General features: G+C 58.5%; 20 protein-coding genes. 9 read left to right on the top strand and 11 right to left on the bottom strand.

All coding sequences use genetic code 11. The features are described 5' to 3' along the window. Nucleotides 1-53: 53 nt before the first annotated feature. The gene (locus tag P5540_01255) at nucleotides 54-863 is read right to left on the bottom strand and encodes an SDR family NAD(P)-dependent oxidoreductase (GenBank protein ID HRT63427.1); all 810 of its coding nucleotides are present in this window, start codon (nucleotides 861-863) and stop codon (nucleotides 54-56) included. Nucleotides 864-1,028: 165 nt separating this feature from the next. On the opposite strand from P5540_01255, the gene P5540_01250 reads away from it, so the two are divergent. The 7 genes from P5540_01250 (at nucleotide 1,029) to P5540_01220 (ending at nucleotide 7,001) form a co-directional block, all read left to right on the top strand. After that, nucleotides 1,029-2,330: an alpha-glucosidase/alpha-galactosidase gene (locus P5540_01250; GenBank protein ID HRT63426.1), complete on the top strand. Its 1,302-nt coding sequence runs from the start codon at nucleotides 1,029-1,031 to the stop codon at nucleotides 2,328-2,330. A 102-nt stretch (nucleotides 2,331-2,432) separates the two neighbouring features. Further along, nucleotides 2,433-3,248, top strand: a complete 816-nt coding sequence (gene amrB / locus P5540_01245; protein HRT63425.1) for an AmmeMemoRadiSam system protein B — start codon at nucleotides 2,433-2,435, stop codon at nucleotides 3,246-3,248. Further along, complete coding sequence (locus P5540_01240; GenBank protein HRT63424.1) at nucleotides 3,245-4,348, top strand: Nif3-like dinuclear metal center hexameric protein; 1,104 nt, start codon at nucleotides 3,245-3,247, stop codon at nucleotides 4,346-4,348. Before amrB ends, P5540_01240 begins: the two co-directional genes overlap by 4 nt. Before the next feature lie 10 nt (nucleotides 4,349-4,358). Beyond that, a complete protein-coding gene (gene glgA / locus P5540_01235; protein HRT63423.1) occupies nucleotides 4,359-5,846 on the top strand; it encodes a glycogen synthase GlgA in 1,488 nt (495 codons plus the stop codon). Between the two features lie 157 nt (nucleotides 5,847-6,003). Then, entirely contained in the window at nucleotides 6,004-6,471 is a 468-nt protein-coding gene (locus P5540_01230) for a DUF1565 domain-containing protein (protein HRT63422.1), read from the top strand. A gap of 57 nt (nucleotides 6,472-6,528) precedes the next feature. Continuing rightward, complete coding sequence (locus P5540_01225; GenBank protein HRT63421.1) at nucleotides 6,529-6,765, top strand: type II toxin-antitoxin system HicB family antitoxin; 237 nt, start codon at nucleotides 6,529-6,531, stop codon at nucleotides 6,763-6,765. Then, nucleotides 6,762-7,001 (top strand): type II toxin-antitoxin system HicA family toxin, encoded by a 240-nt coding sequence (locus P5540_01220; GenBank protein HRT63420.1) that lies wholly within the window; start codon nucleotides 6,762-6,764, stop codon nucleotides 6,999-7,001. Before P5540_01225 ends, P5540_01220 begins: the two co-directional genes overlap by 4 nt. 79 nt (nucleotides 7,002-7,080) lie before the next feature. Here the strand turns inward: P5540_01220 and P5540_01215 are convergent, their stop codons facing one another. After that, nucleotides 7,081-7,242 carry a hypothetical protein gene (locus P5540_01215; protein HRT63419.1) on the bottom strand — a complete coding sequence of 54 codons (162 nt, stop codon included), beginning with the start codon at nucleotides 7,240-7,242 and terminating at the stop codon, nucleotides 7,081-7,083. 292 nt (nucleotides 7,243-7,534) lie between these two features. Between P5540_01215 and P5540_01210 the strand changes: the two genes are divergently transcribed. After that, nucleotides 7,535-10,750 (top strand): alpha-L-fucosidase, encoded by a 3,216-nt coding sequence (locus P5540_01210; protein HRT63418.1) that lies wholly within the window; start codon nucleotides 7,535-7,537, stop codon nucleotides 10,748-10,750. Between the two features lie 101 nt (nucleotides 10,751-10,851). After that, the gene (locus tag P5540_01205) at nucleotides 10,852-12,162 is read left to right on the top strand and encodes a PQQ-binding-like beta-propeller repeat protein (protein HRT63417.1); all 1,311 of its coding nucleotides are present in this window, start codon (nucleotides 10,852-10,854) and stop codon (nucleotides 12,160-12,162) included. Between the two features lie 168 nt (nucleotides 12,163-12,330). Here the strand turns inward: P5540_01205 and P5540_01200 are convergent, their stop codons facing one another. The 9 genes from P5540_01200 to thrC all read right to left on the bottom strand — a co-directional run bounded on the left by P5540_01200 (nucleotide 12,331) and on the right by thrC (nucleotide 22,578). Beyond that, on the bottom strand, nucleotides 12,331-15,201 hold the full coding sequence (locus P5540_01200; GenBank protein HRT63416.1) for a secretin N-terminal domain-containing protein: 2,871 nt from the start codon (nucleotides 15,199-15,201) through the stop codon (nucleotides 12,331-12,333). Between the two features lie 3 nt (nucleotides 15,202-15,204). Then, the gene (locus P5540_01195) at nucleotides 15,205-15,762 is read right to left on the bottom strand and encodes a hypothetical protein (protein HRT63415.1); all 558 of its coding nucleotides are present in this window, start codon (nucleotides 15,760-15,762) and stop codon (nucleotides 15,205-15,207) included. Continuing rightward, on the bottom strand, nucleotides 15,759-16,334 hold the full coding sequence (gene pilO / locus P5540_01190; GenBank protein ID HRT63414.1) for a type 4a pilus biogenesis protein PilO: 576 nt from the start codon (nucleotides 16,332-16,334) through the stop codon (nucleotides 15,759-15,761). Before pilO ends, P5540_01195 begins: the two co-directional genes overlap by 4 nt. Next, a complete protein-coding gene (locus P5540_01185) occupies nucleotides 16,331-17,005 on the bottom strand; it encodes a hypothetical protein (protein HRT63413.1) in 675 nt (224 codons plus the stop codon). The genes pilO and P5540_01185 overlap by 4 nt, the downstream gene beginning before the upstream one ends. Continuing rightward, nucleotides 17,002-18,195: a type IV pilus assembly protein PilM gene (pilM, locus tag P5540_01180; protein ID HRT63412.1), complete on the bottom strand. Its 1,194-nt coding sequence runs from the start codon at nucleotides 18,193-18,195 to the stop codon at nucleotides 17,002-17,004. Before pilM ends, P5540_01185 begins: the two co-directional genes overlap by 4 nt. Before the next feature lie 371 nt (nucleotides 18,196-18,566). Then, nucleotides 18,567-19,304, bottom strand: coding sequence for a polyphenol oxidase family protein (locus P5540_01175; protein ID HRT63411.1), 738 nt, complete (start codon nucleotides 19,302-19,304; stop codon nucleotides 18,567-18,569). Nucleotides 19,305-19,310: 6 nt separating this feature from the next. Further along, nucleotides 19,311-20,633, bottom strand: coding sequence for an ABC transporter substrate-binding protein (locus P5540_01170; protein ID HRT63410.1), 1,323 nt, complete (start codon nucleotides 20,631-20,633; stop codon nucleotides 19,311-19,313). 107 nt (nucleotides 20,634-20,740) lie between these two features. Next, nucleotides 20,741-21,421: a lipoyl(octanoyl) transferase LipB gene (gene lipB / locus P5540_01165; protein HRT63409.1), complete on the bottom strand. Its 681-nt coding sequence runs from the start codon at nucleotides 21,419-21,421 to the stop codon at nucleotides 20,741-20,743. Nucleotides 21,422-21,474: 53 nt separating this feature from the next. Further along, the gene (thrC, locus tag P5540_01160) at nucleotides 21,475-22,578 is read right to left on the bottom strand and encodes a threonine synthase (GenBank protein HRT63408.1); all 1,104 of its coding nucleotides are present in this window, start codon (nucleotides 22,576-22,578) and stop codon (nucleotides 21,475-21,477) included. Between the last annotated feature and the right edge of the window lie 6 nt (nucleotides 22,579-22,584).

The raw sequence follows: 22,584 nt of genomic DNA, 5'->3' as shown, positions 1-22,584 counted from the left end.
TCGCACGTGTATCATTACGCTTGTCTTCTGACTGCCGATACGCGCCGCCGGATTCACCCGAACATGCGGCGGGTGCTGGCTCGGGCAATTATTCGGCTCAAGGGCGGACAGAGCCGGTTCATATGGTACATGATTCGCGCCTCAGGCGAAACAAGCACGAGACGCCGGTTGCGTTCGACCGCCCGCACGATCGCGCCGGCCACCTTTTCGGGCCCGTAGTTCCGGCGATCATAGATTCGTTGCAGGTGGTCGCGAAGGGCGTCGGCGTTGCCGGTATTCCGCAGCCGCGTGGATTGCACGAGATTCGTGTTGATGACGCCGGGGCATACGGTTGAAACGCCGATACCGGTTCCGCGCAAGTCTTCGCGCAGCGCTTCCGAGAAACCGAAGACGCCGAACTTGCTTGTCAGGTATCCGGTGACACGTCCCGCCGGCCAGAATCCGTACATCGAGGAGACGTTGATCACATGTCCGCCCTGTCCGCGCTGGACCATCGCGGGCACGAAGTAATGACAGCAGTGAATGACGCCGCGCAGGTTTACTCCGAGGACCCATTCCCAGTCGTCCAGCGATAGATCGAGAATGCCCCCCACGATATACACCCCGGCATTATTCACGAGGACATCAAGAGACGGTACGAGCCGATGTACTTCATCGGCAAAGGCTTCCACCTCCTCGTGCTTCGAGATATCCACTCGCCGCGCCAGGAGACACGTCGAGATTTCGCTGACTTGGGCAGCCGTGCGCTCCAATTCCTCCGAATTCACATCGCACAACACCAGTTGTGCGCCCTTACGGGCGAAGGCAAGCGCCGTCGCGTGACCGATACCGCACGCCGCGCCCGTGATCAGCGCCACGCTCACCGTTTTCTCTCCATGTTCAGCCCACCGCCTCGAGCGCAGTATGAAACATGGCGGTTTCAACTGCAAGTACGGGGATGGCGTGATTTGCTCCGCCGGATTCGGTATTCTTTCATTCGATTGTCCGAAGGCAAGCGGAATCGAAGTTCAGGAAGGAGAAATGGAGTCATGGCCAAGATTTGTTTCCTGGGTGCGGGCAGCACGGTGTTTGCGAAGGCGGTGCTGGGCGATTGCCTGCACGTCGAATGCCTGAAAGACGCCCATATCGCGCTGGTTGACATCGATCCGGACCGTTTGAAGGTGTCCGAAGTCATGTTGAACAACATCAACCGGACGTTGGGTGCGCGGGCCATCATCGAGGCGTATGACGCGAAGGACGCACGAAAGGCCCTTCAAGGCGCGGATTACGTCGTGAACGCCATCCAAGTGGGAGGATACGAGCCGGGCACCGTCATTGATTTCGAGATTCCGAAGAAATATGGCTTGCGTCAAACGATAGCCGACACGTTGGGCATCGGCGGCATCTTCCGAGCCTTGCGCACCATTCCCGTCATGCTCGATTACTGCCGGATTATCGAAGAAGTCGCGCCGGACGCGTGGCTTCTCAATTACACGAATCCGATGGCCATGCTGACGGGGGCGATTCTCAAGGCAACCGGAGTCAAGACGGTCGGTCTTTGCCACAGCGTCCAAGGCTGCGCCAGTCATCTTTGCTGGGAACTCGGCCTGCCGAACGACAACCTGAAATGGAAGATTGCCGGCATCAACCATCAGGGATGGCTGCTCGAAATATCGCGCAACGGCGAGGATCTGTATCCTGAAATCAAGCGCCGGGCGCAACTCGATGAGTATGTCCACAAAGACACGGTCCGTTTCGAACTCATGAAACGGTTCGGCTACTACGTGACCGAATCGAGCGAGCACACATCCGAATACGTGCCATGGTTCATCAAGTCGCGTGCGCCCGAACTCATCGATCGTTTCCACATCCCGCTCGACGAGTACCCGCGGCGTTGCATAGACCAGATCAAGGGCTGGAACGGCATGCGCGACTACCTGTTGTCGGACCAGCCTCTCGATCATGAACGGGGCGGGGAATATGCCTCCTACATTTTCGAGGCGATGGAAACCGGCGTGCCCTTCACGCTCGGCGGGAATGTGCTGAACAAGAATCTGATCACGAATTTGCCGTTCGACGCGTGCGTCGAGGTCATGTGCGTGGTTGACCGCAACGGCGTCACGCCCACGCATGTGGGCGATCTGCCGCCGCAATGCGCCGCGCTGACGCGCACGAACGTCAATGTGCAGGAACTGGCGATTGAGGCTGCCCTGACCCGCAAGCGCGAGCACATTTACCATGCCGCGCTTCTCGATCCGCACACCGCCGCCGAACTCACGATTGACGAAATCGTGGCGATGTGCGACGAGTTGATCGAAGCCCACGGGAATTTCCTGCCCGAGTACCGGTAACGGGGTATCGAGGACTCCGCAACGGTTGCCGGAAGTTTTTGTCGCAATTGCGTATGATGTGATACCTTGAATCGCAGTCATGCGAGTTGGAGGAGAACGCCCATGGGAACTCGAAAACCGGCCGTGGCCGGCCAGTTCTATCCCGGAACGCCGAACGAACTGCGCCGGACCATCGAGCAGTGCCTTGCGATTTCCGGGCAGGAAGCCGCGCCGGAATTTGTGGCGGCGATTGTCGCGCCGCATGCGGGCTACGTCTATTCGGGATCGACGGCGGGGTTCGCCTACGCTCGTGTGCGGGGCAAGCGTCCCCGCCGCATCGTTCTCATGGGATGCAGCCATCGCTATGCCATCGAAACAGCGTCCGTCGCGGCGTACGATGCGTACGAAACCCCGCTCGGCGTACTTCCGGCCGACGGCGCGTTTGCCGGCATTCTGGCTGATGAATGCCATTCGGTGTCGGACGAGCCGCACCGTTACGAGCATTCGCTGGAGGTTCAGTTGCCCTTCATTCAGATCGCCGTCGGCGCCGTTCCCGTTGTGCCGGTGCTGTTCGGCGGCCCTCCGGGCGAATGGCATATCCGTTTCGGTGAACGGCTCGCGGAACTGATCGATCCGTCCGATTTGATCGTCGCGTCAACGGACCTGTCCCATTACTTGCGTGAGGACCAGGCTCATCAAGTGGACAAGCACACGATGGATGTGCTTCTGAGCCAGGATTGCACGCGGTTCGCGAAAGCGCTGGCCGAGGATTCCTGTTCGATGTGCGGGGGCGCGGCGGTCGTGGCGGCGATGGCTTGCGCACTGAAACGCGGCGCGCGCGAGTGGTCCATCCTCGATTACCGGACCAGCGCCGAAATGTCGGGCGATTATTCGCGCGTGGTTGGATACGCGGCAATTTCCATGGAGTTGCAACCGTGAACGTTCGCGACATCGTCGAAGCCATCGAAGAATTCGCCCCCCGGGAACTGGCCTATGAATGGGACCGCTGCGGGTTGGCCGTCGGCGATCCTGAATGGGAAGTGAGCCGCGTGATGCTCGCCCTGACGGTCACGCCGGCATGCGCCGAGGCCGCCCGGCGGCGGCGCGTCCACCTGATCGTGTCCCATCACCCCCCGATTTGGGAACCGCTGAAGGCGCTGCGTATGGACGATCCGCACACGCGGATGTGCCTCGAACTTGCCGGAGCGCGCATTGCATGTTTCGCTGCCCACACGAACCTCGATGTGGCGCCGGGCGGTGTCAACGATACGCTGGCACATGCGCTGGGACTTGTCGGATGCAGACGTCTTTTCGTCGAGCAGGGCAAGCAGGTCAAACTCGTGACATTTGTGCCTGCTGCGCATTTGGCGTCCGTGCGCGAGGCGATCTGTGAATCCGGCGCGGGCGTGATCGGCAACTATTCGTATTGTTCGTTCAGCGCGCCGGGAACAGGCACGTTTCGCCCGAACGAGTTCGCGAATCCGGCGGCCGGCGAACGCCTGGCCTTGAATGAGGAAAACGAGTGCCGCCTGGAAGCGCTTGTGCCGCGGCAGCATATCCGAGGCGTAATCAAGGCGTTGTTGCGGGCGCATCCCTATGAGGAAGTGGCCTACGATGTTGTCCCGCTCGAAAATCTTGACCGGAATACCGGACTCGGCGTATGCGGTGAACTGCCGGACAGCGTGCCGTTGGGTAAACTGGCTCGTCGCGTGCGTGCCGCGCTTGGCGCCGGCCATGTCCGTGTCGTGGGGGATCCGGCAAGGCCCATACGCACCGTGGCCGTGATTGCCGGCGCGGGCGCGAGCCGAATCGGCGACATTCCCGGCGGTATAGATGCCCTTGTTACCGGCGATATCGGGTATCACGACGCCCTGAATGCACAGGAAAAGGGCCTTGCCCTTATTGATGCCGGACACGCCGCCACCGAACGCCTCATCCTTCCCGTCCTTGCACGCTTCCTGAAAAGACGTTTCAAGGCACTGAAAGTTTCCACATGGGACGAACCGGAATTGTTTCACATCGTCTCGATAAAGGGTTGAATCATTTCGCATGCCGGCAAAAAAGCGTCCCTCAAACAAATCGCTCAAGATCCTTTATGCCTGTTCCGAACTCGCGCCGCTGGTAACGTCCGGCGGTCTCGGTGATGTCGCCTCCGCGCTGCCCCGCGCCCTGCACGCGCAAGGACACGACGTGCGCGTCGCTATCCCCTGTTATCGTTCGATCCCGCCGGAACATCGCGGGGATCAATATTGCCTGTGCATGGCCGATCTGGGCGCCAAAACCCAATGGGGCGCGTTGCGGATCAGCACCGTGCCCGGGTCCTCCATTCCCTTGTACCTCATCGAGCATGACGGATATTTCGGGCGCGAACATCCCTATGGTCACGGCGCTTACGAATATGAGGACAACGCGGAACGATATTGCTTCTTCTGTCTGGCGTTGCTGCACGCGATTCCGCAGACGCATTGGCGGCCCGACATCGTGCATTGCCACGACTGGCATACGGCGCCGATTCCCGCTTATATCAAGACACGGCTGGCCCACACGGAGGCTTGGCGCGGCATGCCCTCGCTGTTTACCATCCACAATCTCGCCTACCAGGGCCGATACAAGGCGCGTTTTCTCGAAAACACCGGCTTCAGCTGGGATCTTTTCACGCCCGACTGCCTCGAATTTCACGGCGATATCAATCTAATGAAGGCCGGCATTGCGTTTGCCACGAAGATCAACACGGTCAGTCCGCGGTACGCCCAGGAAATCCTGACGCCCGAATTCGGCGAAGGACTGGACGGATTTCTCCGCACCCGCCGGAACAGCCTGCACGGCATTCTGAACGGTGTGGACTATACCCAATGGGATCCCGTATCGGATCCCCACATCGCCGCGCACTATTCCGCCTTGGATCTTTCCGGCAAGGCCGTCTGCAAGCGTGCCCTGCAAGACGAACTCGGCCTGCCTCCGCGAAACGCGCCGCTTTTTGGAATGGTTTCGCGGCTCTATTGGCAGAAGGGCCTGGACCTGCTGGTCAACGCGATCCCCGCCATGCTCCAGGAAGACGTTCAAATCGTCATCCTGGGCACAGGCGATCCGTACTATGTCGAACCGCTGCGCCGCATCGAGGCCGCCCATCCCGCGCACATGAGGGTCCTGGTCAAGTTCGACAGCGCCCTCTCCCACCGAATCGAGGCCGGTTCGGATTTCTTTCTCATGCCTTCGCACTACGAACCCTGCGGCCTGAGCCAGCTTTACAGCCTTCGCTACGGAACCATTCCCATCGTCCGCGAAACCGGGGGGCTTGCGGACAGCGTCGTTCCCATTACCCCGTCGAACATCAAGAAGGGCAAGGCCACCGGCATCGTTTTCCAGCCCAAAACCCCCGAAGCGTTTCTCCATGCTTTCCGCCAGGCGATCGAATTGTACAGGCAGCCCAGCGTACTGAACGCCGTCCGTCTCGCCGGCATGAAACAGGACTTCTCTTGGGAACGTTCCTCAAAGGCCTACGTCGAACTTTACCGCGAAGCCATCGCAAGGCCATAGGATGCATCGCGCCGCTGTGGATGCAAAAGTATTTTCCATTCACGCCGAACAAAAAAGTGTTATAATTGCGAAAATGCCGCTGGAAACCGGCAATAAAGGAGGATCGTGTTGCTGTATAAGTCGAGGCACGTTGGCATTCGACATGAAAGGGGCAATCATGCGTACGTCGGTTATTCTTGTTGCGATGGCCGGTCTTTGGATCTGTGCCGGGGCATGGGCGGTCGTATACGTTGACAAAGACAACATGGCAGGGCCGTGGAATGGGGCATCGTGGGCTACGGCGTTCCAGACTATCCAAGAGGGACTGGATGCCGCTGGCGTTGGGGAGGATGTATGGGTTGCGGAGGGGATCTATGCCGAATCGCGTCCAAACAACACCAGCGGCTCTCTCCAGATGAAAGACGGCGTCAATGTATATGGCGGCTTTGCAGGAATGGAGACGACACGCGGCCAACGAGACTGGCGCACGCACGTTACCACTATCAGCGGCGCCACGGCCCGATCGGGAAGCCCCGCCTATCACGTGATCCTGGGCGCCAACAACGCGACAATCGACGGTTTCACGATCCGCGACGGAAGGACTATCCCATCCGGGGGGATGGTTTTTCAGTCCTGGCCGGATTGACAGAGCGTTGCATGGAATGGCATAGTGATTGCGCTAACAGAAAAGGAGCATGATGCCGTGTATCGCGCAATCAAAGTCGTGGTCGAGCACCACGCAGACGGATACGTCTCTTACCCCCTCGGATTGAAAGGCGTTGTCGTCGGCCAAGGCGAAACGTACGCGGAGGCGTTGCAGGATATCGAATCGGCCATCCGCTTCCACGTCGAAAGTTTCGGCGAGGACGTTCTCGATCCCGACCCTGAGACGCCAGTGCTTGAAGCATTCGTGGCGGAAGCAGGCGTCCAGGTGAAATGACCGCCTTTCCCTCGGACGCGCCATTGGAACAAGTCATACGGGCCTTTGAACGGCTCGGTTTCCGCGAGGTCCGAAGAGGCAATCACATTTCGATGCTTCGTGAAAGCGCGGACGGAACCAACACCCCATTGACCATGCCTTCTCATCGCAGAATCAAAGGTTCGACGCTCCGCACCATCCTTACCCAAGCGCGCATATCGCGCGAAGACTTCCTGAACGCATTCGACGCCTCCTGAACGCGATCCGCGCCCGTAGAAAACGGGCGAAAATAAAACTTGACATTTGCGGATCGGCCAAGAGTTGACTGAGAGAATATCATTCCTTAACTGCCTTTTGCAGTGCGGCATTCACGGCTTTCTGCTTGGCCTTCTCTGCCAGTTCCTGGCCAGCCGCCTTTTCCAGGGTGTGGACCAGTTGCTGTTTGTTCTTGAGCACGTCCACGCCGAGTTTCTGCTTCGCCGCGATAAGCGAGTCCACGGACAGGCCGGAGGGAATAAAGAATTACGAATGATGCGTGTAGAATGACCCCAAATGCTCCTGGCCATGAGACGCGTGTCCGTCGCACATTGAGGCGCCATTCATTGCGGCGCATCTTCCAGGTGTTGGCGGTGCGCGGATCTGATACACTGAAGACGTTCATGGAATAACGTATGTAGTGCGGGCTTTCGGCCCGTGGGTCGGCGCCGAACGCCTGAACGAACGGGCTGAAGCCCGCACTACGGACAACATCCCGAATCTTGGAACGGGACAGCGCTACGGGAGGCGAGTCATGGCTGGATTGGTGTCGTTGATGGTGGGTTGCATGGCGAATGGCATGGCGGCGTTGCCGGAGCCGCCTCTGTGGGGACGGACGGGCGTCACGTTGTACGTCTCAAAGCTGGGCGACAACTCGGACGGCACATCGTGGGCGCACGCGTTCACGACCATCCAGGCGGCGCTGGCCGCAATCCCCGACGACAGGGGCGGACACCGTGTCATCGTGCGCCCGGACATCTACATGGAGCCAAATCTGTACACGGCGTTCAAGGGGGCGGAAGGTGCGTACAATCTTTTTATCGGCGATGTGGACGGCCGTTACGGTTCAGGAAAAACCGGCCATGTCGTCATTGATTCGGGGGATCCCGAAAAGGGCTTCAAGAGCTACGACTGGTGGGGCACATTGCGCTCCTATAAAAAAGGCTGGTCGAAGGAACACACGGAAGAGAGTTTCTCCGCGAAATGCTGGGACCGATGGGTCTTGCGCAATCTCTACGTTACCGGCGGAGACGGCGGGCTGATGTGGGATCTCGTGGACAATCTCGAACCGTTCACCATCGTCGTCGAGGACTGCATCTCGCTGGGCCGCGCGTTCGGCGGCGGTGTCGGGAATTGCCTTTCACGCACGGAGGAACCAATCGTGTTCCGGCGGTGCCATTTGGCGGCGCTCGACTGGTGGGGCGATACGGCGGCCGCCTATGTGCGCGTCGAAAACGAGGCGATGCTCGACCGGCCCGATGTCTATTTCGAGGACTGTACGATGGTAAGCCCGCAATGCGCGCTCAAGGGCGGCAACTACGGATTCCACACGTTTACGCGCGCGAAAGTCACGCGCTGCAAACTGATCGTGCTCAATTTCTCGCAACCGGCCGGCACGCCCAGCGACGGCATCGTGACCAGCATGCAGAACGGCAAATACTTCCACGTGGACTTCGAGGACTGCACGCTCATGGGCTACAAAGTCTTCGGCGTCAAGGTGGACAAAGATTCCGTGGGCGACATCCCTTACACGACCAAGGGCGATGTGAGGGCCTATGTCCAATTCCAGCAGGACGTGCCGAAGGGATTTCATCGTTTGAACGCGTGGCCGGCGGACATCTTCGCCTCGATTGCGCCGCCGCCCCCGCCTGCATCGCCGCTGGCGATCAAGAAGGAAAACGCTATCGTCATGCGCGATATGTGCGAGGTGACGCCCGTGATTTGGAAGGGCCGGCTGTGCATGTTCGAATGTGTGCGGCCCGCGTCGGGCGGCACGCGAAAAGACTATTGCCTTTTGTTGCGCGATGTCGAAACAGGCAAGGAAATGGCCCGTTTCGCCGAGGGCTACGGCCTTGCCAACGCCTTCGTGCACGGCGATACGTTCTACGCGTGCGCGTCTCGCTGGGGCGACGACAATAGTTGGAACGACGTCACGATCTTCAAGTCGAAAGACCTGCAAACGTGGGAAAGCAAAGTAGCCATCCAACAGGAGAAGGAAAGCCTGTTCAACAGTTCCATCTGCGCCGGCCCCGATGGATTCGTCATGGTGTACGAATCCAACGATCCGACATACCCCGCTTTCACCATCAAACTCGCGCAATCGAAGGACATGGAAACGTGGACGAAGCTGCCTGACGCGACCTTCGGCACGAACCGCTACACCGCCTGTCCGAGCATCCGTTACGCGAACGGCTACTATTATGTACTCTACACCGAACATCGCTCGCCGCTGTGGCGTTATGAAACCTACCTCACGCGATCAAAAGACCTCAAAACGTGGGAATTCAGCGCGGCCAATCCCGTGCTCGCCCCCGAAGGCGTCGAGGAAGGCATCAACAACTCCGATCCGGAAACGGTCGAGTACAACGGCAAGACCTTTTTATACTATGCCGTGGGCGATCAGCAGACGTGGATGAACATCAAGCGCGCCGTATATCCCGGCACGCTCGCGCAGTTTTTCGAGAGTTACTACACAATGCCCGGTATCGTGGACAAAGGTACGGCGTTCGCCGCGCAACAGCCGCCCGCCGAATCGCCCGACGATGCGCGCGACCGTCGCACGGCATGGTTTCGCGATGCGAAATTCGGCATGTTCGTCCATTGGGGCACGTACGCGGTCCGCGCGAAGAACGAGAAGGGCGTCTGCGCGACGTGGTCCATGAACGACGACCATGTGCCGGTAGCGGAGTACGCGCAATACGCGGAACGGTTCCAACCAGCGAAATTCGACGCGAACCGGTGGATGGGCATCGCGAAGTCCGCCGGCATGCGCTACCTGATTTTTACCTCCAAGCACCATGAAGGTTACAGCATGTTCGACACCGCCCTGTCGGCGTACAGCGCCGGAAAGGGCAAGCCGGGCCGCGATTTCGTGCGCGAACTTGTGGCTGCCGCCCGCGCGTCGGACATGCGGATTGGTTTCTACTATTCGATGCTCGACTGGCATCATCCCGATTACACGGCAAACTTCCCGAAATACGTGGACGAGTTCCTGTTCGGACAAGTCCGCGAACTCTGCACGAATTACGGCCCAATCGACTGCGTTTGGTTCGACGGCGAATGGGACCGCCCGATGGCCGACTGGAAAAGCGAGGCGCTCATCGCGGAAATCCGCACCCTCCAGCCCAACGCCCTCATCAACGACCGCGTCGGCAAGGACGAGCGCGGCAGGAACCGACTTGTGGATTTCTACACGCGCGAGCAGCCCGTCGAGATTGACAAGGCCGCCGAATTCGAGGGACGCACGGCCATTCCGTGGGAAGCCTGCATGACCATCGGCGAGTCATGGGGATACAAGGAGGGCGATGCGCCCTTGAAAAGCGCCACGGAATTGATCCGGCGCCTGGTGGATATCGTGAGCCGGGGCGGCAACCTGTTGCTGAACGTTGGACCGAACGCCGACGGCGAGATTCCCCCGCCGCTCGTCGAACGGCTCGAAGCCATCGGCGCGTGGCTGAAGGCCAACGGCGAATCCATCTACGGCACGACGGCCTCGCCATTTATAAACCTGCCCGCGGGCAAGTGCACCGCGAAAGACAATCGGCTCTACATCCACCTCGAAACGCATCCCGGCGGCCCGCTCGCCTTGCCAAGTCTGCAAAACGACATCCGTCGCGCATGGCTCCTGAAAACCGGCGAACCGCTGCGCTTCGACAACGCGAACAAGCAGATCTATTTGCCCGAAACCCTGCCCGATGACGCCGTCGCCACCGTAGCCATCGAACTCGACGGCCTGCCCGTGGTGAAATGAAGGGAAAGATACCCATGATGGAGACCTTACGGCCAGACCGTGTCTGTACACTGAAAGGGCGAATCCAAACCGTATGGTGCGGATATGCGAAAAGATGTGAAATGCCATTCGGAAACCGTAAGTGCATTGCCGCATGGGTGATGGCGTTGTTCTTGGCGTTCACGGCGCACGGCGCCGCGAAACCGTCTTCGGATTGGCCGGAATTTCGGGGGCCGACCGGAGACGGCCATGTGCCGTTTCAATCTGGCGAAGAATCGAATCTGCCTATCCATTGGAGCGAAACCGACCATGTCAAATGGAAAACGGCAATTCCTCCGCAAGGATGGTCCACGCCTGTTGTGATGGATGGGCGGATATGGCTGACAACGGCGTCCCCGGAAGGCCATGATTTCTTCGCGATATGCGTGGATGCCGCAAACGGTCAAATCGTTTTTTGCGAAAAACTGTTCCATTCGGACAACCCGGAACCGCTGGGAAACGATGTCAATTGTTATGCGTCTCCGTCGCCCGCCATCGAAAAGGGGCGGGTATACATCCATTTTGGCAGTTATGGAACCGCCTGTCTGGATTCGGACACCGGGGCGGTCCTGTGGCGCCGCACCGACCTTCCTTGCCGCCATTACCGTGGGCCGGGATCCTCGCCAATTTTATACGGTCCGATGCTTGTGCTGACGTTTGACGGGGCCGATGTTCAATATGTGACGGCGCTGGACACAAAAACGGGCCAGACGATCTGGAAGACCGATCGAACGACGCCTTGGCCCGATCTCGATGCCGACGGAAAACCAGTCCGGGAAGGCGACTTCCACAAGGCCTTCACGACGCCGATCGTTGTCAATACCGGCGGTGTTCCGCAGTTGATCAGTCCAAGTTCCTACGCGGGTTATGCCTATGACGTTCGCACGGGGCGGGAAATCTGGAAAACACATCATTCCGCGTATTCGCCGGCGGTTCGTCCCGTGCAAGGCAACGGATTGGCGTATGTGGTGACCGGACGCGGAGGCGCGGAGCTTTGGGCGATGCGTCTCGATGGACACGGCGACGTCACCGATACACATGTGGCGTGGAAGGTTTCCGGTAAAATTGTGCCTGAGGAACCGTCTCCCGTGCTGGCCGGCGATTTGATCTATCTGATAAGCAACGACGGCATTGCCTCATGCCTTGACGCGAACACAGGCGAACAAATCTGGAGCGAGCGATTGGGCGGCAACTACATGGCCTCGCCCATTTACGATGGATCCCGGCTGTATTTTTTCAGCACCCAGGGAAAATCGGTGGTTCTCAAGGCGGGCCGGACCTTTGAAATTCTCGCCACGAACAAACTCGACGCCGGCATGATGGCTTCGCCGGCCGTTGCGGGCAAGGCGCTCTTTCTGCGCACAAAAACCCATCTTTACCGCATTGAGGAATAAATGTGGTCCCGGCAGGACGAGGATACTTCATTTTCATCCCGGTAGAAGATGGCGCGTTATGGGCTCCGATAGTTCCCATTGGAGAGCGGAACGACAAAAGGGACGCGAACGCTCGCCGAAACGCCCGGCCGACGTTCGTATCCCTTTTGTCGTGTGTGGTGTGTAGGTCTAGTCTACCCGCTCAATCCGTTGTGGGCGTTTTTTGGCGCCCGCTTTTTTCTCGGGTTTCGGGATCAGCGGTCCGTCCTCGACGGGCCGGCGATACTTCCACGCCGGGTCGCGAAATTCGCCCGGATTGAGTGTATTGTGAATCAACGTATGCTGTGAATTGGGGATAAACGGGGTTCGGCCCAATTCGTCGTACCTTTGTTGGTGTTCGGCTGACAACGGTTCGATTTCATCGGGCAAGACGGTGCATGTCAGGAAAACCAGCAATTCCGAGCGCTGTTTCTTGATGCTGTTGCTGCGGAAAAGCAGATTCATGATGGGGATATCGCCCAAGATGGGCGTCTTACTGACCGAGGTCGTGTCGTCGAGTTGGCGCAGGCCGCCAATATAAATAGTCTGGCCGTTCTTGGTGCGCAGTGACGTTTGCGCCTGCCGCTTTGCCTCGACGGGAATATCGTTGACCACTTCGGTCGAGGTACTCTCCTTTACATCAATGTCCGAGATGATGTGATTGTCGTGCGACACGTTGGGCGTGACGGTCATGATGATACCAACTTCTTTGAAGGCCGTGGTCGCCATGGGCGGCCCTGTGGTGGATTGCGTATATTGGATATAGGGAATTTCACGCGTAATGTTGATGTTTGCCTTCTTGTTTTCGACGGTGACCACGGTGGGATTGGCCAGCAGCTTGGCGTTGTTGGCTTTGACCTGGCCCGCAATGGCGCCTTGAATGTCCGCATGGGACGACAACAACGCAAACGTAAGCCGTCCCGCCATGGGAATCGCGGTAATGGCGCCCGGCGTAAGAACGCTGCCCGTCGTGTCGTTTTCCATGCCGAGGCCGGTGAGGTCTCTGCGCAAGTTGATAGCCTTGTAAATCCAATCAATGCCCGTTTCGGCATTGTCGGCCAGCACCGCATCCACGACCATGGCCTCGATTGTCACTTGCTTCACGGGCATGTCCACCTTCGTGATGAGATCGCGGATTTGTTCCAAGACCACCGGCACGTCGGTGACGACCAACATCCGGCTACGCGCATCCACGGCGGCTTTCCCAATTTCAGGCGTTTGAATGCCGGCTATCAGTTTCGATAATTCCTCGGGATCGGCGTTGTTGATTTTGATGGCCTCGGTAACCGTTGGGGTGGCCGGTTTCGCCACGTCAAGGTCGCGCGCAAGTTTTTCCAGTTCCTGGATGCGCATGTCGGGTCCGGCCAAGATAAGCGTGTTGGTCTGCTTGTCCACCGAAATCGAAACCAAATTGTCGTCCGGCGTTCCTTTTACAACGTCCTGAAGCGTTTTCTGAAGTTCTTCCACCTTTGCGCTGTCGAGTTTGACCATAAGGGTCTTGCGCTTCGCGGCAAGGGCGTCTTCATAGGGAACAATTCGGTAAATGCCTTCTTCCTCGACAATGCCGAGGTTGTTCATGCGCAGTACCGTGTCAATCGCCTTGCGAAGGGTGATATTCTTGAGACTGGCCGTCACGACGCCTTTGAGTTCAGTGCCCGCAATCACATTAATTTGCGCTTTTTGAGCAAGCAACGCGACAACGTTGGTCAAATCCATTTCGCGCAAATCAATGTTGACGATTTGCTCCAACGGGTTCCCTGCAAAGGGCGGTGATTCGATCGATTCCGGCCTTGGGGAAGCGGAATCGGTCTTTGCGGCCCGTGGCAAATTTTGGGCATCCACCACGGAGGGCGACGATAATCCCGCTTCGGCGGGATTGGACGGCGTGCCGGCGATGCCGGAAATCAACTGTTTCATGCGTCCGATGGCCGCAACACCGCCCGAAGCGCCCTCGGCGCCTTCGTCACGTTTGGGGGGCGGTGGCGGCTCGGCCGGTGCGGGTTCCGCGGCGGGTTGTTGTTCCGCTGAAGCATCGGCATTGTCCGAAGCGGCCGGAGTCCCCGTGGTTTGCGACGGATCCGCCTGATTGCCGGTTTCCGTGGGATTCGACGCGGCCGTTTCAGCCGGAGGCGGCGCAGGTTCCGCGGCTACTTGGGCAAGGCGGGCTAACGGCGGCATACGCAACTCTATCTCCGCCGCTTTCACCATTTCCAAGTCCCGCGCAAGATATTCCACGCGATGTTCGGATGGATTCGGCATGGCCGCCTGTTGACGGGCGGCCAGTGTCATAAAGCCGTCGCGAACACGGGAAGCAACTTCCACCCCGCTTTTACTCATCGAGTGCGCGAGCGAACCGACGCGCATGGCGCCGTCCCGCACCCATTCCTTGCGAACGCGCTTTTCCTGCACTTCCTTGCGCACCGCCTCGAGGGACGCCTTGGTTTTGTTGATGCGTTCGGCCGTTTTTATTGTTTCGACCGTCTGCGTGGGCGGATTCGCCCCGTTGCCGGTAATGGTCAGACAGATGCGATTGCCCTCCCGCGCGACCGTGTAATGTCCCGGACCGGCCAAATCCGCTACCACGCGGGAAATATATTGCGGTTCCACCGCAAAAAGGCTGGTGCGCACTTGGCGAACGATTGTTGCCTGTGCGGGGGTAAACACCTTGCCTGCTTGAAGGTTGACGGCTCCCGTCACGTCCAATACGATCTTTCGGCCTTCTTCTGTTGTAAACGCCTTGTAGGCCGGTTCGCCGGTTGTTTCGACGGTCAGCAGGGCTTGGGGTCCCACTCCATCCACCCGGATATCCGTTAGCGCCTCCGCCTGTGAGGCATTGTCAATCAAGGCGCCCGCGTCCGGACGCCCAAGCCGGTCCAATGAAGCGCGGGCCACTTCCCGTTTGCGTTGTTCAAGCGTGTCGGCCGCACTGGCCATGGCCGACACCGCCACCAAGGCTATGGCGCATACGCCGGCTAGGCGCATGGAAACTGTCATGCGGCTTTGAAGATGCATGGAGATCATGTATCACAACTCCTTGAGTTCGACCTGGATTTCGGAGTCCCCGACTTTGAAGGTTACCGACTCTTTATCTATTTTATAAACCACCGTTCCATCGGGATATTCATATCCGGGGAAAATGACTTCATTGTCCACTACGGCAAGCGGCCGGGTCTTGTCCCATATAATGCCTGTGACAACCTTGTTCATGACCTGCAAAATGCTGGGCGGAATCGTGCTCAGGTCGCCGGTGGCCTCCGAGGCCGATTTCTTGCTCACCGTTCCCACGAGGGGCGCCAGGGGATCGCGTGGCATGCGATCACGCGCATAGTCGAAATCCACTTCCTTGATGCCCATCAGGAGTTCGTCAATATTCACCTCGGCCTTTTGCATGACCGATTGCGGCTTTTGAACCGCGGGGACGGAGGCTGGCGCCTGTGATCCGGGCGCCGCGGCCGCAGCCGTGGGTTTCGGGGAAGCCGGCGATGCGCCCGGTTTTCCGCGGAACTGGTAGACCAGAACGCCCACCAGCACAACGCCAAGAATGGCGACGATGACCAATTGTTTTTTCTGTTGTTCGTTCACGACTTTTTCTCGCCCTCGCTGGGCTGAATGAAACGGTAGGTGCTCAGCGTGAAAGAGGCCTCGGCAATCCCCTCCTCCATCTTGCCGATATTCAACTCGGATATCTTCAGATAACGCTGAAACCGTTCCAGCCGGTTGATGAAAGTGACAATCTGATGGAAATTTCCCTTTGCCACCACGCTGTAAGGGATCGTTTCCTTTTTCTCGTCCGTTACACGCGGCAGTTGCGACAATTCCACGCGGAGTCCGATCTCGCCCGCAAAACCCTCGAATTGGCGCAGCAGCGTCGGAATTTCGCGGCTTTCCGGAAGCCGCTGCTCGAATTGCGAGGTCAGTTCCTGCATCTTGGCCGCCTCGACGCGCAACTTGTCAATGTTTTTCTCGGTCTCACGGGCAAGCCGCAGATCGTTCACGACGACGGCGTCAGCCGCCTCGATCTCCTGCAGTTTGGCCGCCTGCCTGGCGTGAAGAACAAAGTAATACCCGGCGCACAACCCCGCCGCCACCGCAAGGATGATCCCCGTCGCCATCCAATCCTTGGGCGTTACCGTGCCTTTCAGGAAATCCATCATTGCTTCGGCTCCCCGGCGGATGCCGCTTCTTCCTTCTTCTCCACGACAAGATATTCAAGGGTGAAATTGCGCACGCGATACCCCTTGAATTCGGTGTCAACCAGTTTGGGCAGGCTCAACTGAAACAGGCCGGCAAACTCTGGATCCTGCTCCATGTTGAAGGTAAGCGGATAAATGTCGTTGCTTCCGTCGGCGCCCGTGATAACGTAGCCCTTCAGTTCCAGCACACGTTGCGGAACCGTTACGGACTTCATCTCCTCCTTGCCGGTCTGTTCATTGAAAACCATCCGGTTTTCCTTGATCGTGCGCTGTTTTTCGGCAATCCCCGAATACCAAAAATTGTCCGGCGTCAAACGGCTGATGTTGAAAAGTTGCCGCGACCAGATAATGCGATCGGCCACGATGTCCTGAATGATTTGAATCTTGTCGGCCAGACGGGTCTTTTGTTCGGAGAGCCGCTTGAATTCGTCCACAATGGCCTGAAGTCCCGCCAGTTCCTTCTTGTGTTGCTCGAATTCGGCGTTTTTCGCTGAAATCCGGGCTTGGCCCTGCAGCCAAAGGACGCTTAGCGCAACAAGAACTAGCACCAACACCAGCGTGCTGAGAATATACGGAAGGGGGGTCCGCTTGATCGGCCGCAAATGATAGGGAAGAAGATTTATCGTAATCATAATTCCGCCATCCCCCTTGCCGCCAAGCCTATGGCGACCATAAACTGGGCTGGATGCTCAAACAGAACGCCCATGGTGGACCCGTTGCCAAACGTCAACGCGCTCTCCGTGGGATTGGCCACGTCCACCCGACTGAGGGCCAGTTCTTCTTCGAGGGTAAGGCGCACGATCGGTAGATGCGCCACCCCGCCGCTTAGAATCATCCGATCAATGGGCGTTTCGTACAATTCATGTTCGTAGAAATCGAGCGAACGTCGCAGTTCGGCGACCAGTTTGTTCAGCGGTGTGGCCAGAAGATCCTGGACCGGTTTGTCGGAATCCAGCGAGGGCGCGGCGGGGGCGGGCGTTTTCGGCGCCATCTCGAATTCATCCTCAAAGGGATCAAGCAGCGACGCGTTCGATGCCGGTTTGGGTTCCTCCGTTTCGGGCGCAGCCGACGGCGTTTCTGGCTTTGATTCCGATTCCTCCGCAGCCGCGCATAGCAATTTCTCGGCCTGCTCGTAATCGCACCGGCGCGCACGAACGATTGCCTGAATGAACTCGCGCGCCCCCCAGTTGACGTCGCGTATGAAATTGGACACGCCATCCTTCACAAAATGGATGCTTGCCGACGTAAGGCCGATGTTGACCAACGCCACGGTCTCGCCGGTCTTCAGAAATCCGCAACATTCCGCCGCATCCGCCAAAGCCAGCGAATCAACCGACAGAATGCCGTACTGGATTTCGGCGGCTGACGCAATCTGAACGCGCGAATCTATCACTTCATGGCGTGCCGCCACCAACAAGACTTTCAAAAGACGATCGTTGCCCTCGGTCACCCGTTCCAGCAGGCTCCAATCGAGAAAAACTTCCGACAAATCGTATGGAATGTGCTGGGATGCCTCTTTTTCAATGGCCGCGCCTATGCGATCTTCCGGCATGTCCGGCAAGCGTGGATATCGAATCACCACGGTCTGCCCGGGCAAAGCCCCAACGACCAGACTCTGGGCAAGAAATATCGTGCGCAAGGCATCGCGGACGGCTGTTGCGTGCGCCGCAACGGGATCGGTATTGACCAAGTTGCGGTCCACCAACGCCATGCCCGCGCCATCCACATGCAGGCGGCGGCCCGAACGCGACATCTGCACGGCTTTCACGCAATGGGCGCCTATATCAATGCCGACTGCCTTTTTGGGCTTACTGAACAGCAATGATTTCCATGCTCCTCTGGCCTTTCAACTACCCCACTCCTCAATTATGCGTTCTTAATCCAACTTCCGTCACACCCAGTACGGCCTATCCTCCCTGTCTTTGCACTTTACATCTTAGCAAATATTCGACTTTCTGTCAACACTTTTCTTTTCCAGTTTTTTGCGTACAAAACAACGCATAAAACGGGCCAAGCCAAGATACGATTTGCTTTAGCCGTCCAATGCGCTTTCCATACATTCTATCGGACAAACCGGTTATCTCTTGACAACAATACTGCAAGTTTCCCATCGTTTCGACAGAATATTGACATATCGGCCCAAAGGCCAACCCCCTATAAAAAAATCAATCTAAAATACATACAGGTATGTATTTATGCCGATATCAGCGCCATATTGCGAGAACCGTCCGCCGTCCGGCGATGCGAGTGGTATCGGCCTGAGCAGATAGTGCACACACCCGAAACCATGATGTTCGAAGCAGGCACGCCCGTCCCCGCCAGTTGTATGGCATTGGCCTGCCAGAGATCCAGATAACGTCCACGAACAGGAAGACCGGCTGCGGCAAATTCCTTGGCCCTCAATGGATCGACTTCGTAGCAGCAGGGTCCGGCCGAGGGGCCGATAAGGGCATGGAAGGTCCTTGGTTGGGTGCCCGGAATTTGCATCATACGCTGGATTGCCAGCGCGGCGATGCCGTGCAACGTGCCTTCGCGTCCGGCATGCACCAAGCCAACCGAACCGGAAATCGGATCGGCGATGAAGACCGGCACACAGTCGGCAACAAACAGAGCAAGGGGTAAATTCTTTACAAGTGTAATGAGTCCATCCGTTCCCGGAAACGCCAGCAATCCCTTCCGAAAGCCGCGTCCCCGGTCGGCTTCACCGGCCACGGCGATTTGCGTGCCGTGAACCTGCATGCCGCACACGAGGTCTTCCGGGCGAATTCCGCACGCGGCGCATACGCGCATCCTGTTCCCCGCGCTATCGGCGGCCAACGATTCCCGACAGGTTTCACTATCCGATCCCCGCATTCCGCAATCTCCGTCGGTTATGTCCGTCATAACCGCCAGCGCCACGCCCAAACGTTCCAGTTCCTTGAATCGCACCATACTCGGTTATTCCAATCGTTCCAACACCCGGTTCAACTCCTTTTGCGTGTCGTTCTGCGCATCCATGAGGGCTTGTTCGGGCGATTTCAGTCCGTTCAACACATCGCTTACGGCATGATCGAGCACGCCCATGAAATAGCCCTGGGCGGGCATCACGGGACGCTGATGCCGTGCGGTTCGGAGTATGTCAAGAAACAGGGCCATGGGTGGGTTGTCTTCGGCCAGTTCCAGGGCGGAACTGTGGCGGTAACCGGGAAACTGGCCCGTGGTCTGGACCATGGATTTGCCCATCTCCGGGCTGGAGCACAACCACTTCATGAATTCAAACGCGGCTTCCGGATGGCGGGAGCCGCGGGGAATACCCACGCACCACCCCCCCACCCACGCGCTGTGATCCGAACCCATCTTTTCGGGATAGGGAAAAGGCGCCACGCCATAATCGAGGTTGGGCGCATACTTTTCAAAAAGCCGCAAATTGGAGATGTGTCCCGCCGCCATGGCAATCTTGCCCCGGATAAACGGACTGTCCGCCTCATCGCCGAAACCTTCCGAAAAACTGTTGATGGCCTCGAATCCGTATTCGTCCGCGTAGGACTTCATCCAGCGCATGGCTTCCAAGACGCCCGGATTCTCGCCGCAGACCAGCCGCTCGCGCTTTTCATCGTAAAATTCGCCTCCAAAAGCCCAGCCCCATGTGAATATCGAGTTCGGAAACCCGAAGACGCTCCACGGAATGAAACCGATGCGCTTGAGGCGTCCCTTTGCATCGCGCTGCGTCAATTGCCTCGCCAGGCGATCCAGTTCCTCAATCGTCTTCGGCGGACCGTTCTCCAGCAGCCCCGCCTCCCGGAAAACGGACCGGTTCCACAACAGCGCGAAATTCGGGTCGGCGCAATAGGTCAATCCATAGGTTTTCCCGCGGAATTGACACTGCCGGGCGCATGGTTCCCAGTAATCCCCGTTACGAACCCCGAAACGCGCCATCAGCGTATCGAGGGGTTCGAGCGCGCCGCGCGCCGCCCATTCGCAAACTTGCGGACCGCCCACGATGGTGCAATCCGGCGGAATGCCTGCGCTAATCGAGAGGAACAATTTCTGGTTTGATGCCGGATTGTGCGGCACATACAGTGTGCGCACCTCGATTGACGGATGGGCGCGATTGAACAACGCAATCAGCCGGCGCAGTTCATCGCCTTGATCGCCCGGCCACGGCTGCCAGAACGTGATAACGGTCTTGCCCGCGGTTGAACGCGGCGGCATGCCGGTCAGGGAATGCAAACCTGCCAGAACCGCCACAATTCCCGCAAACAGTATCAGCACTCGCGCCATACAACTCGCTTTCCAGACACCGAATCGAAATTGTATCGAAAACCGGGATCGCGGTTCCCCTCGTACGGAAAAAGGATTTTGGGTTTGGGATAAATTTGCAGGGAATCTTACCGGCGAGCGCGGGCTTGAAACACGTCCGCGAAGGCGTCAACGAAGTCGTCCATCGCTTGATCCATGGACGGCGTTGCCGGCAAAAGCGAAGCCAGCGATGCGACGGGCTTGTCGCCGATGCCGCACGGAACGATGTAGCGGAAGTGTTCCATGTCCGGATTGACGTTCAGAGCGACGCCGTGGAACGTTACCGTATGGTGAACGCCGATTCCGATGGCCGCGACTTTCGCGCCGTTCACCCACACGCCGGTCAGCCCTTCCATGCGGCCCGCGTCGAGACCGTAGCGGGTAAGTTGGCGGATCAGCACGTCTTCCAGCGAGCGCAAATACGGCCAGATGGCCAGGTTCCAGATCGTGAGGTTCAGAATGGGATAGGCGACCATCTGTCCGGGGCCGTGATAAGTGACGTCGCCGCCGCGATCCGTATCATGCACCGCGATGCCTCGGCGCAGCAATTCCTCTCTCGAGAGCAGGAGGTTTTCCGCATGAGCGCTTCGGCCCAAGGTGATGACGGGGGCATGTTCGAGCAGGAAGATCGCGTTGAGCGCCTGGCCGGCCTCCACCGCCGCACGGCGTTCGTATTGCAGGCGAAGGGCGTCCGCGTAGGGAACGTATCCAGGCAAGCGGATGATATCGAATGTCTTGTCCATCGCAGAGTGAAGCGGGAAGCGATGCATCCCGATCGGTCCTATCCGACTGATCGGTCGGATTCTCCCGATCGGGCAGGCGCCTACACTCCCGCAAGTGAGGGTTCGCCGATGCCGATGGCTTCCAGGACCGCTTCTTCCGTGGGTTCGACCGTGACGGTTTCCGCGGCGGCCTTGATCGCGCTGTCAGGATCCTTGAGTCCGTGGCCGGTCAGCACGCACGCCACGCGGATGCGGTCGCCGACAATCGGCTTCATCGCATCGAAATAACCGTTTTGCGCGAGTTTGATCAGACCGGCGATGCTGGCCGCGCTGGCCGGTTCGGCGAAGACGCCTTCGGTCGCCGCGAGCATCTTGTAGGCTTCGCGGATCTGGTGGTCGGTGACCATGCCGATGACGCCGCCGGATTCGTCGCGGGCCTCAACGGCGGTTTTCCAACTCGCCGGATTTCCAATCCGGATCGCCGTTGCAAACGTTTGGGGATCCTCGACGGGCTTGCCCAGGACGATCGGCGCGGCGCCGGCGGCTTGGAACCCGAGCATTTTGGGCCTGTTCTTGGCCTTGCCCGCCGCGAAGTATTCCTTGTAGCCCTTCCAGTATGCCGAGATATTGCCGGCGTTGCCGACCGGGAGCGCATGGCAATCCGGCGCATAGCCGTCGAGGTCGTCCACAATCTCGAACGCGCCGGATTTCTGGCCTTCGATTCGAAACGGGTTGACGCTGTTTACGAGCGCGATGGCATGTGCCGACGCGATCGAACGAACCAACTGGAGCGCGTTGTCGAAATTGCCCTTGATCTGGACGACGCGCGCGCCGTGAATCATCGCCTGCGACAGTTTGCCCAGCGCGATTTTACCCTCCGGAATCAGCACGATGCACTTGATGCCCGCCCGTGCCGCGTACGCCGCCGCCGAGGCCGACGTGTTGCCGGTCGAGGCGCAGATGACGCCCTGGAAACCGTCCTCGACCGCCTTCGTGATGGCCATCGTCATGCCGCGATCCTTGAACGATCCGGTTGGGTTCAGTCCCTCGTATTTCAACAGGATCTCGAGCCGCGGGTGAATTGCCTTGGCAAGACCGGGCGCCGGGATGAGAGGCGTCGAACCTTCATTGAGCGTGATAATGCGCGTCGTTGCCCTGACGGGCATGTGTGCGCGATAACGTTCGATGACGCCCCTGTTCAGCATGCACGA

This window comes from Candidatus Hydrogenedentota bacterium, assembly GCA_035450225.1.
Lineage (GTDB): Bacteria > Hydrogenedentota > Hydrogenedentia > Hydrogenedentales > SLHB01 > DSVR01.
Note: the sequence above shows the minus strand (reverse complement) of the source record. Positions and strands in the feature narration are given on the sequence as shown.